This window comes from Streptomyces ficellus (genome assembly GCF_009739905.1).
Lineage (GTDB): Bacteria > Actinomycetota > Actinomycetes > Streptomycetales > Streptomycetaceae > Streptomyces > Streptomyces ficellus_A.
Genome location: NZ_CP034279.1, coordinates 2,976,375 through 2,989,736, shown reverse-complemented (window position 1 = coordinate 2,989,736; position 13,362 = coordinate 2,976,375). Strand labels below are relative to the sequence as shown.

Below are 13,362 nucleotides of genomic sequence, written 5' to 3'. Positions count from 1 at the left end.
ACGTGTCTCCTCGGGATCAGGCGGACGGGCGCGGCAGGACGGTGAGGAGCCGGCCGGCGACGGGCGGCGGGGGAGCGCCGTCCTCGCCGGCCGCGGTCCGCAGCAGGTGGTCCAGCCGCTGGTGTTCGGAGGCCGTGGTGACCAGCGCGGGCAGCAGCGCCGCGAGCTCCCACTCGACGGACGGCTCGCGCTCGGCCGCAAGGACCCAGCGGTGCAGTACGTCGCGCGCGTGGCCGGTGTGGGCGCGGTCACCCAGGGCGGTGCGCCAGAGGGCGGCGATGTGGTGGGCGGCCGGGCCGTGGCCGGTGGCGGCCCGTGCGTACCAGTGCAGGACCAGCGGCCGGCCGTACCGCTCGTCGTCCTCGGTGTGGTCGCAGGCCCGGACGAAGCCGCGGACGGCCAGGTCCAGCACGCTCCGGTCGTCGTGCATCGTCCGGACCAGCTCCGCCAGGACCCGGTCGCCGGCGGGGGAGAGCAGCAGCAGCTCGACCGACTCGGCGAGCTCGGCCGTCAGCAGCGCGTCCGGGTCCTTCTGGGCGTCCTGGTGGCGGGCCGCGGCCCGCAGCGCGGCCAGCGTCTCGACCGGCCGGGCGGGGCCGGTCAGCCCGTGCGTCCGGATGGCGACCCAGCACAGCCGCTGGTCGTCGCTCTCGCACCAGGCGTCGAGGATGCGGGGTACGTTCGGCGCGCCGATGAGGTGGGCGAGGGCGAGCGCGTTGACCGCGACGAGGCGGTGCCGGAAGCGGTCGGCGGTCGCCCACGGTTCGATGACCAGGGCCATCGCGGAGGGCAGGTCCGCGTACGCGAGGACGGCGACCGCGGCGGCGGCGCGGGTGCGCACCAGGGGGCGGCCGTCGCCCGCGAGCCGCCGCAGCCAGGCGATCAGGGCGGGCCGGGCGGACGGGTGGCCCGTCCACACCTCCCGCAGCAGCACCGGCGCGGCGCGGTCGTCCTCGTACCGTGCCTTGAGCTGGCGGACCGGGCCCCACTCCGTGTGCTCCTCCTCCTCGTACCGCCTGGCGCGGGCCAGCTGGAGGCGCTTGCCGACGTGGGTGCCGAAGACGGGGACCTCGGGCGCCCGGGAGGGGTTCTCGGTCTTCTGGAGCAGCGCGTACAGCAGGTCGCTCAGCTCGGCCGTCAGCGCGTACGGCCCGCCGTCGAAGGCGGCCAGCGCGACCAGGAACGCCTTGTCCCGCAGGTGCAGGGACTCCTCGTCCTGCTCGAACCACTCCTGGACCTGGCTCTCCAGCGCCGCCTGCGAGAACTCCTCGATGCGCCGCTCGTCCACCTCGCCGGCCGCGTACCGCGCGAGGACCGGGGCGTACGCGGCGGCCTCGCGCAGCTGGTGGCTCCGGGCGAGGAAGCCGGTCACCGGCGGCAGGGCCAGCAGCTGGCGCACCGTCTCCTCGTCCGTCTCGGCGCGCAGGTGCGCCTCCAGTACGGCGGCGGGAGCGGGCGGCCGCCAGGCGGCGGGGGTGATGTCCTCCAGGGCGGCGGTGGGCCCGACGGTCACGACCAGGTACGCGTCCTTCTCCGCCAGCCGCTCCCGAGCGGCCAGCAGGTGCGCCTCGCGCAGCGGCCGGTCGCGCCGGGTCAGCGGGTCGCACAGAAGGTGCCCGCCCGTGTCGATGCGCCCCGCGAGCTCGCCGGGCCGGGTCTCCCGGTCCAGCGCGCGCACGGGCGTCGCGCCCAGCCGGTGCAGCAGCATCAGGGCGGCGGTGCGGCGCCCGGTGAACGGCCCGCCCGTCAGCACCAGGAAGCGTTCGGCGCGCAGCCGCTCGGCCAGCGCGTCGAAGGCCGCGTCGCCGCCCGTGACGAACCGGGCGCTTAGCCGTTCGAGCGTCGTCGCCGGCACCTCACCAGAGGAGTGGGAGGCCGACGCGCCGCCGAACTGGTACTGGTGGACGACCTCGGTCTTGCTGCCGAGGTGGACGCTGCCGGTGAAGTGGCCGCCGCTGATGCCGTGGTGGTCCGACCCGACGACACCGCCGGTGACGTTCCACGGGCTGTGGTTGACCAGGTCGCGCCGGGCCGACCAGGCGTTCTGCCGCTGGTCGGGCTCCTCCTGCGCGCTCTCGTCGGTGCCGGCCGGCTGCCGGGCGTCCCCCTCGTCGGCGGGGTCCGGCTCGGGTGCCGGAGGGCCCGCCCCCGCCTCCTGGGCGCTCATGCGTCACCGCCGATCGTCACGTCGCCGTGGAAGGTGCCGCCGCTGATGCCGTGGTGGCTGCCGCCGGTGAACCCGCCGTCGATCCGGACGTCCGAGCCCCGGAAGTCGTACGAGTGTCCCGGCGCCGGGCGGTCCCCCGATCCGCCCGGCGCCGGAGTTCCGGTGGGTTCCGGCGCGGCGCTCCCGGCCGCCGCCCCGGTGGCCGCCCCCGTGGGCACCGGGCCGTGCAGCCAGGCGCGCAGGGGGCCGTTCTTGCTGGTCACCGTGATGGGGTGGAAGTCCTCCGGCGGGATGCCCCGGTGCCCGTGGCGCACGATCCCGGAGTGCACGGGCTCCGAGACGCACAGCGCGAAGTCGTCGCCGCGCTCCCGCAGCGCGGCGCGCAGCAGCTCGGCGTCCAGGAGCCGGCAGGCGTGGTTCAGGTCCGAGCCGACCCAGCCGTCGAGCGCGTCGACCGCCACGTACCCGGTGGCCAGGACCGCGCGCAGCCGGATCTGCGCGGAGCTGGACGCCATCCGGTTCACCGCGCGCAGCTGTACCGGCACCTCGGTGAGCAGGGCGCGCAGCAGGGCGGTCACCGAGGCGTTGGCGTCGATCAGCTCCATCACGGAGTCGCCGCGGTCGGCGCGCAGCCGAAGGGTCTCCTCGATGCCCGCGCTCTCCAGGGCGCTGTCGCTGATGCCGTACAGCATCCGGCGCAGGTAGGCCTGCTCGACATCGTCCCGGTCGCTGTACTTCTCGATGTCGAGCAGGAGGATCGTCCGGCTCACGGGGTCGGTCATGGTCGCCTTTCCGGTGGGGAGGGGAGCGAGGCCAGACTGGCGACCCGGAAGCCCGAGCGGTGAGGAACGATGACGCACTCGAAGTGTGACCGTGTGCACAGAGCGGCGTATCGGGACGGGCGGGCCTCAGGCGTCGGGGTGCTCGGCGCGGGCGATCCGCCGCAGCACGTCCGGGCGCGTGATCAGCAGGGTGCGGCGCCCGGTGGACACCGCCTCCCGGGTCCGCAGCTCCTTCAGCAGCCGCTGCACCATCTCCCGGGAGGCCCCCACCGACCCGGCCAGCTCCTGCTTGCTCAGCGGTACGGCGACCTCGATGCCGTCGTCCGTACGCCGGCCGTGCATCCGGGCGAGCTCCAGCAGCAGCGCGGCGAACCGCTCCCGCACGCTCATCGACGCGAACTGGAGCCGGCGCCGGTCGGCGGCGCGGGTGCGGTCGGAGGTGAGGCCCAGCAGGGCGAACGAGACGGCGGGGGAGCGGCCGAGGAAGTCGGTGAACCGCTCGTGCTCCACGGCCACCGCCCGTACTGGCTCCAGCGCGGTCACGGTCGCCGAGCGGGGGCGGCCGGTCAGCGCGGCGGACTCCCCGACGACGTCGCCCGGCCCGCGCAGGGCGAGGAGCGCCTCGTAGCCGTTGGCGGCGGACGCGGTGACCTTGGTCCAGCCGCGCACCAGGAACAGCACGTGCGACGACGGCTCGTGCTGGTGGAGCAGCACCATCCGGGGCGCGAAGGCCAGCTCCCGGCCGAGCGCCAGCAGCGCCTGCCGGTCGGCCGTCTCCAGGCGGGCGAGGAAGGGCACCCGGTCGTCCAGGCCGCCGCCCCCGCCCCGGAGGTCGCCGCCTCCGGCCGCACGCGCGGCTCGGGCTCCGGTCCCGGCCCCGGCTCCGGCTCCGTCGGATAAGTTCGCCGCCGTCATGGGTTCCCCGATTCGTCGAGCGGACCGATCAACGTACTGAAGGCGCGGTCCGCGGGGGGACCGAATGGCCGGTTCCCGCCACGAACGGTCCTCTCCGGGATGATCGAATCCGGCGTGTCCCTGCCGTCCGCATTTGTTTTGACCGAAGTCCGTGCGGTAGGTACGCTCAGACCTTGTGCCTGGGGTGTGCCTGGGCTCGTGTGCGTGTCCTCAACCGCATGACGAGTCGAGTATCGGCCACCGTGATCTGCGCCCTTTCCGCCCTGCGGCGGAGGTTCGCAGTATTCGACACACCCGACCGCGTGGGTCGGCGACGTTCCAGGTTAGCTTTACTACACGGCACACAGAAACCGGAGAAGTAGTGCCTACGATCCAGCAGCTGGTCCGGAAGGGCCGGCAGGACAAGGTCGAGAAGAACAAGACGCCCGCACTCGAGGGTTCCCCTCAGCGCCGCGGCGTCTGCACGCGTGTGTTCACGACCACCCCGAAGAAGCCGAACTCGGCCCTGCGTAAGGTCGCGCGTGTGCGTCTGACCAGCGGGATCGAGGTCACGGCTTACATCCCGGGTGAGGGACACAACCTGCAGGAGCACTCCATCGTGCTCGTGCGTGGTGGCCGTGTGAAGGACCTGCCGGGTGTTCGTTACAAGATCATCCGCGGCTCGCTCGACACCCAGGGTGTCAAGAACCGCAAGCAGGCCCGCAGCCGCTACGGCGCCAAGAAGGAGAAGTAAGAATGCCTCGTAAGGGCCCCGCCCCGAAGCGCCCGGTCATCATCGACCCGGTCTACGGCTCTCCTCTGGTGACCTCGCTCATCAACAAGATCCTGCTGAACGGCAAGCGCTCCACCGCCGAGCGGATCGTCTACGGCGCCATGGAAGGCCTCCGCGAGAAGACCGGCAACGACCCGGTCATCACGCTGAAGCGCGCCCTCGAGAACGTCAAGCCGTCCCTCGAGGTCAAGTCCCGCCGTGTCGGTGGCGCCACCTACCAGGTGCCGATCGAGGTCAAGCCCGGTCGCGCCTCCACGCTCGCGCTGCGCTGGCTCGTGGGTTACTCCCGCGCCCGTCGCGAGAAGACCATGACCGAGCGCCTCATGAACGAGCTCCTCGACGCCTCCAACGGCCTCGGTGCTTCGGTCAAGAAGCGTGAGGACACGCACAAGATGGCCGAGTCGAACAAGGCCTTCGCGCACTACCGCTGGTAGTCGCACCCACATCGAGACCGAGAGAAGACTGAAGCCTTATGGCTACCACTTCGCTTGACCTGGCCAAGGTCCGCAACATCGGGATCATGGCCCACATCGACGCGGGCAAGACGACCACCACCGAGCGGATCCTGTTCTACACCGGTGTCTCGTACAAGATCGGTGAAGTCCACGACGGCGCTGCCACGATGGACTGGATGGAGCAGGAGCAGGAGCGCGGCATCACGATCACGTCTGCCGCGACGACCTGCCACTGGCCGCTGGAAGACGTTGACCACACCATCAACATCATCGACACCCCGGGCCACGTCGACTTCACGGTCGAGGTGGAGCGTTCGCTCCGCGTGCTCGACGGTGCGGTGACGGTGTTCGACGGCGTCGCCGGCGTTGAGCCGCAGTCCGAGACCGTGTGGCGTCAGGCGGACCGCTACGGCGTTCCGCGTATCTGCTTCGTCAACAAGCTCGACCGCACCGGCGCCGAGTTCCACCGCTGCGTCGACATGATCGTGGACCGCCTCGGCGCGACCCCGATCGTCATGCAGCTCCCGATCGGTGCCGAGGCCAACTTCCAGGGCGTCGTCGACCTCGTCCGTATGAAGGCTCTTGTCTGGTCCGCCGAGGCCACCAAGGGCGAGATGTACGACGTCGTCGACATTCCGGCCACGCACACCGAGGCTGCCGAGGAGTGGCGCGGCAAGCTGCTGGAGACGGTGGCGGAGAACGACGAAGAGATCATGGAGCTGTACCTGGAGGGCCAGGAGCCCACCGAGGAGCAGCTGTACGCCGCGATCCGTCGTATCACCATCGCGTCCGGCAAGGGCGGCGACACCACCGTCACCCCCGTGTTCTGCGGCACCGCGTTCAAGAACAAGGGCGTTCAGCCCCTGCTCGACGCCGTCGTGCGCTACCTCCCCTCCCCCCTGGACGTCGAGGCCATCGAGGGCCACGGCGTGAAGGACCCGGAGGAGGTCGTCAAGCGCAAGCCGTCCGAGTCGGAGCCGCTGTCGGCCCTCGCGTTCAAGATCGCGAGCGACCCGCACCTCGGCAAGCTCACCTTCATCCGGGTCTACTCGGGTCGCCTGGAGGCCGGCACCTCGGTGCTGAACTCCGTCAAGGGCAAGAAGGAGCGCATCGGCAAGATCTACCGGATGCACGCGAACAAGCGTGAGGAGATCGACTCGGTGGGCGCCGGCGACATCGTCGCCGTGATGGGCCTGAAGCAGACCACCACCGGTGAGACGCTGTGCGACGAGAAGAACCCGGTGATCCTGGAGTCCATGGACTTCCCGGCGCCGGTCATCCAGGTCGCGATCGAGCCCAAGTCCAAGGGTGACCAGGAGAAGCTGGGTGTCGCCATCCAGCGTCTCGCGGAGGAGGACCCCTCCTTCCAGGTTCACTCGGACGAGGAGACCGGCCAGACCATCATCGGTGGTATGGGCGAGCTTCACCTCGACGTCCTCGTCGACCGCATGCGTCGCGAGTTCAAGGTCGAGGCGAACGTCGGCAAGCCGCAGGTCGCCTACCGCGAGACGATCCGCAAGGCCGTCGAGCGCGTGGACTACACCCACAAGAAGCAGACCGGTGGTACCGGTCAGTTCGCCAAGGTGCAGATCGCGATCGAGCCCATCGAGGGCGGCGACGCGTCGTACGAGTTCGTGAACAAGGTCACCGGTGGCCGCATCCCCAAGGAGTACATCCCCTCGGTGGACGCGGGTGCGCAGGAGGCCATGCAGTTCGGCATCCTGGCCGGCTACGAGATGACGGGCGTCCGCGTCATTCTTCTCGACGGTGCCTACCACGAGGTCGACTCCTCCGAGCTCGCGTTCAAGATCGCCGGTTCGCAGGCCTTCAAGGAGGCCGCGCGCAAGGCTTCGCCGGTCATCCTCGAGCCGATGATGTCCGTCGAGGTCACCACGCCCGAGGACTACATGGGCGAGGTCATCGGTGACATCAACTCCCGCCGTGGCCAGATCCAGGCCATGGAGGAGCGCAGCGGCGCTCGCGTCGTGAAGGGCCTCGTGCCCCTCTCGGAGATGTTCGGCTACGTCGGAGACCTCCGCAGCAAGACCTCGGGTCGCGCAAGCTACTCGATGCAGTTCGACTCCTACGCCGAGGTTCCGCGGAACGTCGCCGAGGAGATCATCGCGAAGGCCAAGGGCGAGTAACTCTCCCGAGTTCACGCTTTAGGCTTGACACCATCCGCCGTGGCTTCGCCCCGAACCCGGGACGGGGCTCCGGCGGGTGGCCACCCAGCAAAGATCACCTGGCGCCGATGAGTAAGGCGTACCAGAACCACTCTCAGGAGGACCCCAGTGGCGAAGGCGAAGTTCGAGCGGACTAAGCCGCACGTCAACATCGGCACCATCGGTCACATCGACCACGGTAAGACGACCCTCACGGCCGCCATTACCAAGGTGCTGCACGACGCGTACCCGGACCTGAACGAGGCCTCGGCCTTCGACCAGATCGACAAGGCTCCTGAGGAGCGCCAGCGCGGTATCACCATCTCCATCGCGCACGTCGAGTACCAGACCGAGTCGCGTCACTACGCCCACGTCGACTGCCCCGGTCACGCGGACTACATCAAGAACATGATCACGGGTGCGGCGCAGATGGACGGCGCCATCCTCGTGGTCGCCGCCACCGACGGCCCGATGCCGCAGACCAAGGAGCACGTGCTCCTGGCCCGCCAGGTCGGCGTTCCGTACATCGTCGTCGCCCTGAACAAGGCCGACATGGTGGACGACGAGGAGATCCTGGAGCTCGTCGAGCTCGAGGTCCGTGAGCTCCTCACCGAGTACGAGTTCCCGGGCGACGACGTTCCGGTCGTCAAGGTCTCGGCGCTCAAGGCGCTCGAGGGCGACAAGGAGTGGGGCGAGTCCGTCCTCAACCTGATGGCCGCCGTCGACGAGTCGATCCCGCAGCCCGAGCGTGACGTCGACAAGCCGTTCCTGATGCCGATCGAGGACGTCTTCACGATCACCGGTCGCGGTACGGTCGTCACCGGCCGTATCGAGCGTGGTGTCCTCAAGGTCAACGAGACCGTCGACATCATCGGCATCAAGACCGAGAAGACCACCACCACGGTCACCGGCATCGAGATGTTCCGCAAGCTGCTCGACGAGGGCCAGGCCGGTGAGAACGTCGGTCTGCTCCTCCGTGGCATCAAGCGCGAGGACGTCGAGCGCGGCCAGTGCATCATCAAGCCGGGCTCGGTCACCCCGCACACCGAGTTCGAGGCGCAGGCCTACATCCTGTCCAAGGACGAGGGTGGCCGCCACACGCCGTTCTTCAACAACTACCGCCCGCAGTTCTACTTCCGTACCACGGACGTGACCGGCGTCGTGACCCTCCCCGAGGGCACCGAGATGGTCATGCCGGGCGACAACACCACCATGACGGTCGCGCTGATCCAGCCGGTCGCCATGGAGGAGGGCCTGAAGTTCGCCATCCGTGAGGGTGGCCGGACCGTCGGCGCCGGCCAGGTCACCAAGATCACGAAGTAATTCGGATCTGACCTGGTAGCTCCTGCAGAGCTGCAAGAAGGGCCCCGCACCGTCAGGTGCGGGGCCCTTCGCTCGTCCTCCCGCCTCAGCCCTCGGTGTGCGGTTCCGGCACCCAGGTCCAGGGGTGGGCGTCCGGGCCGAGCCCTATGGCGAGGGTGCCGTGGCGGGCGGTGGCGAGGAGGGCGGCCGACCCCACAGGGAGCGGGCCCCGCGCGCGGCGGACGACGCGGCCGGCGGGGGTGCGGACCTGGAGGCGGCCGTGGAGGTCCGTGCCCAGCAGGACCGGGCCCCGGGGCGTGGCGGCCGCGGTCAGGGCGCCGTACCCGGGGAGGGCGACCCGGGGGAGGGGCGTGCCGTCGGGGCGTACCGCCGTCACCTCCTTGCGGGCGGGCGCGCGGTAGTGCAGCGCCAGGCCCCCGTCCGGGGTGCCCGCCACCGCCACGGGGCCGCCCGGGGCGGGGAGGCCGGTGCCCGCGCGGGAGACGACCGGGCCGCCCGGGGCGTTCTGCGCCCAGTGGTGGACGGTTTCGCGGCCCGCCGCGAACAGGTGGACGCGTCCGGCGGCGTCGACCGCGGCCGACAGCCCGTCCTGCACCTCTCCGCCGCCCAGGTCCCGCCAGGGCCCCCAGCTCCCGCCGGCCGACCGCACCCGGCTACTTACGCCCTTGTCCGCGTCGCGTACGAAGAGGTGGACCCGGCCCTCCCCGTCGGCCACCGCCACCGGGACGCCCAGCCGGCGGCCCCGGTCGTCGCCGCGCTCGGGGTTGCCGAGCCCGGTCCAGGCGAGGAACGCCCCGCCCGCCTCCCGCTGCTCCAGCAGCACGACCTCGCGCTTGTTGGGCCCGCCGTGCCCGCCCAGCGCCGCGAACCGGAGCCCGAACAGCAGCTGGCGGCCGTCCCCAAGGGTGACCCCGCCGAGGCCCGGCGCGAGCGGCCCGCCGCCCAGGTCGCCCGGCTCGCCCCACTGCCCGCTGCCCGGTGCCGTCTCGCGCCAGCGCACGGCGCGCAGGCCCAGCACCCCGTACACGGCGAGCCGCCCGTCCGGTTCGGTGGCCACGACCGGGCCGGCGCCCGGGTAGCGGTGGTGGGTGGCGCGTACCCAGCCCTTCTTGTTGGTGAGCGGACGGGCACCGCCGACGTTGTAGTCGCCGCAGCCGCCGCTGTTGCCGCACTCCCAGGACGGGTCACCGCCGTAGGGCACGAGGTGGGCCGCCTTCTCCTTGAGCACCGGCCCGGGGAGGTTCTTGGGCCAGTGCCGGTTGTAGTAGCCGCGGAAGGCGGTGGTGGTGAAGGCGGGTATCGCGCCGCCGTCCCTCGTCGCGTCGGCCACCCAGCGGACCATGGCCGCCCACGAGAAGGACGCGACGGCGGTGTGGTCGGCGTGGTCGGAGTAGCCCGGCTGCTCGGAGTCCTTCCGCCGGGTCCGCTCGTCGCTGTGCTGGATGTCCGGGTCCGGGTCCAGGGTGTGGATCACCGTCGGGCGGTAGCGCTCCAGGAGGCCCACGAGGACGTCGACGAGCGCGTCGTAGTCGTAGGTGTCGGCCCTGCGTACGGGGGAGTCGTCGGCCACCACGGTCCGCAGGCCCAGCGCCCGGTCCTTCCACAGGCTGGGCAGGGCCGTCCAGCGGCGCGGGGCGTGCATGGAGAGGTTGAGGAAGACCAGCTCGACGCGGCGGTCGCCGTGGGTGAGGGTGTTGATCTCGGCGCGGCGGTCCCCCCGCAGGGTGAGGACACCCTTCTGCCAGGCGGCGAACATGTCGAGCCCGAGCATGGCCGCATAGGCCTGCCGCAGGCCCTGGTGCCGGGCGGAGGAGTAGGCCGCCTTGTCGGCGGGGGCGTCCCCGCGGCCCGGTACGTGGTTCCTGCCGTCGTGCTCGCCGGCCGTGACGTATATCGAGACCAGCGGCACCCCGGCGTCCACCATCCGCTGGGTGTCGGGGTTCATGAAGTACAGGTCGTCGTCCGGGTGCGCCGCCAGCTGGAGCAGCTGGGCGCGCCGGGGGCTGCTGATCGGCATCCCGGGCGCGGGGTCGGCGATCGGCCCGGCCCGCCGCGGCGCGGGCACCGAGCACCCGGTGGCCGCCGCCAGCGCCACGGCCGCCGCGGAGCCCAGCACGCCCCGCCGCCGGAAGACGGCAGGGCGCCGCCCCGCCCCCCGTATCCGATCCATCCCCTGAACCCCCGCCCCTCGTCCCGCCCCCGTGTCCCGCCCGGTGTCCCGCGCCGGTCACCCCTCGCGGTCAAGCTTCGAGGTCACATGGCGCGGTCATGCCTCGCGGTGACCAAGACGGGGAACGAGGGGGCCGGGTTGCCCGGCGGGGGGCGGGGCCTTGGTGGGTGCGGTCAGAGGCTCTCGGGGAGGTCCCCTTCGGTGATCTCGCCCTGCGGCACGGTGATCCGCACCGGCTTGCCCAGCTCGGAGAAGGTGAGGGTGTTGGTCGACGTGACCCCTCCCATGTCGAGGGCGAGGCGGGCCCGCACGGCGCGCCCCCGGGCGTCCACCCAGACGTCGACGTCCGCCGGTATCCGGCCGCCGAGCGTGCGGCGCATCTCCCCGATCTTGTCGCTGGTCGCCTTCTCCATGCGCAGCGTGACGGCTTCGTGGGGCAGGGCGCCCCGGTAGCGGACGACCGGTGCGCCGTTGATCGTCTCCTCGCCGGCCCGTGCGAACGTCCGCGCCATGGTGGCCTGGCTCAGGGTGTATTCGGGGTCGTTCGCGGGTGCCCGGAGCAGGTGCCGGGCCGGTGCCCGGCGGTCGGCGAGGTACCAGTCGCCGTCCGGGTCGCCGGGCACCTGGCCCCGGAGGTAGACGTTGTCCCCGTCGAAGACCTCCTCGAAGGCGACCGGGCCGAGGGTGACGGCCAGATTGCCCCGGTCCTTCGCGAAGTCGAAGTCGCCGCCGACGGTGATGGTGTGGACCTGCTCGCCGATGGCGGTGCCGTCGATGGTGTGCGTCTGGGCGATCCGGGCGCTGGTGCGGCCGGTGGCCGCGACGGCGGCGCGTACCGTCGCCGCGTGCTCGGCCGTCGCGGTCTCCGTGCCCGTCTCCGTCTCCGCCGGGGCCGATCGGGCGCCGGCCCCTGCCCCGCTCTTCGCGCCGCCGGCGCCGCCGGATCTGTCGGATCTGTCGGTGTCGTCGCATCCGCCGACCAGCAGGGCGGCGCAGCACAGGGTGGCCAGGGCAAGGGCATGACGCATGGGCGTGTCTCCAGGAGGGGGGTGGATCGTCGGACGGCGCCCACGATGATGATCATCGTATGTCGCCGATCGGCCCCCATTCCAGGAGTTATCCGGCCATCGAGCCCGGCCTCCGGGGCGCGTCGTCTCAGGGGTGCATCCGGGCCCCCTTGAGCACCTTGTCGACCGCGTTGCGCGGCCCGTACACGCACAGGCCCACCAGGTCCAGGTGGTCACGGGCCACGGCTCGTACCGCCGCGCGGTTGTCGCGGTCGTTGCCGGTGGTGAAGAGGTCGGAGGTGAACACCGACCGGGGCAGCGAACGGGCCAGGGCGCGGCGGTGGGCGGCGGTCAGCGTCTCCTTGGTGCCCTCGAAGACCAGGACCGGCTGGCGGAACATCGGCAGGTAGGGGCTGCCGTCGGCGTCGGCGTACGGTTCGCCGATCACCTCCGGGAGCTGGGCGCCGAGGCCGCTGACCAGGAACGCCGTCACGTTCAGCCGCTGCCAGGGCTCCAGGTCCTCGCGCAGCAGGACGGCGATCTTGGTGTCGAAGCGTACGGGCGTGTTCTCGGTGGTCATGGTCCGAGACTGCCGCCGGGCCGGCCGCCCGGTCTTGTACGTTTCTCGCATGGTGGCCCGGCAGGAGGTTTCCGCGTGGCGCCCGAAGGTGCCGGGTGTCGTCGAGGTCCTGCACGCGCACTTCACCGAGCACGCCTATCCGATGCACGTCCACGACGCGTGGACGCTGCTGATCGTGGACGACGGCGCCATCCGGTACGACCTGGACCGCCGCGAGCACGGCGCGCCGAGCGACACGGTGACGCTGCTGCCGCCGCAGGTGCCGCACAACGGCTCGTCCGCGACGCCCCGCGGGTTCCGCAAGCGGGTGCTCTACCTGGACCTGCCGGAGCTCGACGAGACCTTCATCGGCCCGGCGGTGGACGGGCCCGTCCTGGTCGACCCGCTGCTGCGGCGGCGCGTCGCGCAGGTGCACGCCGCCCTGGCGCACCGGGGCGACGAACTGGAGGCGCAGAGCCGGCTGGCCCTGATCGGCGAACGGCTGCGCGGGCGGCTGCGGCCCCGGCTCGTCACCCCCGCGCGGCCGGCCGGCGACGGCGTCGCCCACCGGCTGCGGGAACTCCTCGACGAGCGGCTGTCGCGCGGGGTGACCCTCGACGAGGCCGCGGGCCTGGTGCACGCCCATCCCGCGCACCTGGTACGGGCGTTCAGCGGCGCCTTCGGCATCGCCCCGCACCAGTACCTGATGGCCCGCCGGGTCGACCGCGCCCGGCGGCTCCTCCTCGACGGCCGGTCGCCCTCCGCGGTGGCGGCCGCGGTGGGCTTCTACGACCAGGCGCACCTGAACCGGCACTTCAAGCGGCTCGTGGGCACCACACCGGGGCGGTTCGCCCGGCTCGACGGCGCCGGCCCGGGGCGGTTCGCCGGAAGACGCCGCTCCGGCGAGACCCGCTCCGGCGAGACCCGTTCCGGCGATGGGCGGCGGGTCGGCCCGCCCACCACGACCTAGGGCCTCTCGTTCGGATCTTGCTGGGCTCGTGACGCCTGGACACCGCACCTCGCGGCGTTGTCGTCGGTCGCCAATGCTCC

11 protein-coding genes are annotated in these 13,362 nt (G+C 71.9%); 5 read left to right on the top strand and 6 right to left on the bottom strand.

The features are described 5' to 3' along the window. Nucleotides 1-16: 16 nt before the first annotated feature. From EIZ62_RS12975 to EIZ62_RS12965, 3 genes are all read right to left on the bottom strand, one after another. A complete protein-coding gene (locus EIZ62_RS12975; RefSeq protein ID WP_156692849.1) occupies nucleotides 17-2,167 on the bottom strand; it encodes a hypothetical protein in 2,151 nt (716 codons plus the stop codon). After that, complete coding sequence (locus tag EIZ62_RS12970) at nucleotides 2,164-2,949, bottom strand: hypothetical protein (protein ID WP_156692848.1); 786 nt, start codon at nucleotides 2,947-2,949, stop codon at nucleotides 2,164-2,166. Before EIZ62_RS12970 ends, EIZ62_RS12975 begins: the two co-directional genes overlap by 4 nt. A 126-nt stretch (nucleotides 2,950-3,075) precedes the next feature. Further along, nucleotides 3,076-3,864, bottom strand: coding sequence for a Crp/Fnr family transcriptional regulator (locus EIZ62_RS12965; RefSeq protein WP_156692847.1), 789 nt, complete (start codon nucleotides 3,862-3,864; stop codon nucleotides 3,076-3,078). A gap of 361 nt (nucleotides 3,865-4,225) precedes the next feature. Between EIZ62_RS12965 and rpsL the strand changes: the two genes are divergently transcribed. The 4 genes from rpsL to tuf all read left to right on the top strand — a co-directional run bounded on the left by rpsL (nucleotide 4,226) and on the right by tuf (nucleotide 8,576). Further along, nucleotides 4,226-4,597 (top strand): 30S ribosomal protein S12, encoded by a 372-nt coding sequence (gene rpsL, locus EIZ62_RS12960; RefSeq protein ID WP_003948652.1) that lies wholly within the window; start codon nucleotides 4,226-4,228, stop codon nucleotides 4,595-4,597. 2 nt (nucleotides 4,598-4,599) lie between these two features. Beyond that, entirely contained in the window at nucleotides 4,600-5,070 is a 471-nt protein-coding gene (gene rpsG, locus EIZ62_RS12955) for a 30S ribosomal protein S7 (RefSeq protein ID WP_031076642.1), read from the top strand. A gap of 38 nt (nucleotides 5,071-5,108) precedes the next feature. Continuing rightward, nucleotides 5,109-7,235, top strand: a complete 2,127-nt coding sequence (gene fusA / locus EIZ62_RS12950) for an elongation factor G (RefSeq protein WP_156692846.1) — start codon at nucleotides 5,109-5,111, stop codon at nucleotides 7,233-7,235. A 147-nt stretch (nucleotides 7,236-7,382) separates the two neighbouring features. Beyond that, nucleotides 7,383-8,576 (top strand): elongation factor Tu, encoded by a 1,194-nt coding sequence (gene tuf, locus EIZ62_RS12945; protein ID WP_156692845.1) that lies wholly within the window; start codon nucleotides 7,383-7,385, stop codon nucleotides 8,574-8,576. A gap of 85 nt (nucleotides 8,577-8,661) precedes the next feature. On the opposite strand, the gene EIZ62_RS12940 is transcribed toward tuf, so the two are convergent. The 3 genes from EIZ62_RS12940 to EIZ62_RS12930 form a co-directional block, all read right to left on the bottom strand. Continuing rightward, complete coding sequence (locus EIZ62_RS12940; RefSeq protein WP_156692844.1) at nucleotides 8,662-10,746, bottom strand: PIG-L family deacetylase; 2,085 nt, start codon at nucleotides 10,744-10,746, stop codon at nucleotides 8,662-8,664. A gap of 173 nt (nucleotides 10,747-10,919) precedes the next feature. Continuing rightward, nucleotides 10,920-11,774 (bottom strand): LolA-like protein, encoded by an 855-nt coding sequence (locus EIZ62_RS12935; RefSeq protein WP_156692843.1) that lies wholly within the window; start codon nucleotides 11,772-11,774, stop codon nucleotides 10,920-10,922. 127 nt (nucleotides 11,775-11,901) lie between these two features. Continuing rightward, nucleotides 11,902-12,333 (bottom strand): DUF2000 domain-containing protein, encoded by a 432-nt coding sequence (locus tag EIZ62_RS12930; RefSeq protein ID WP_156692842.1) that lies wholly within the window; start codon nucleotides 12,331-12,333, stop codon nucleotides 11,902-11,904. Nucleotides 12,334-12,382: 49 nt separating this feature from the next. Here EIZ62_RS12930 and EIZ62_RS12925 point away from each other — a divergent pair, with 49 nt between their 5' ends. Further along, entirely contained in the window at nucleotides 12,383-13,282 is a 900-nt protein-coding gene (locus tag EIZ62_RS12925; RefSeq protein ID WP_156692841.1) for an AraC family transcriptional regulator, read from the top strand. Nucleotides 13,283-13,362: the final 80 nt, after the last annotated feature.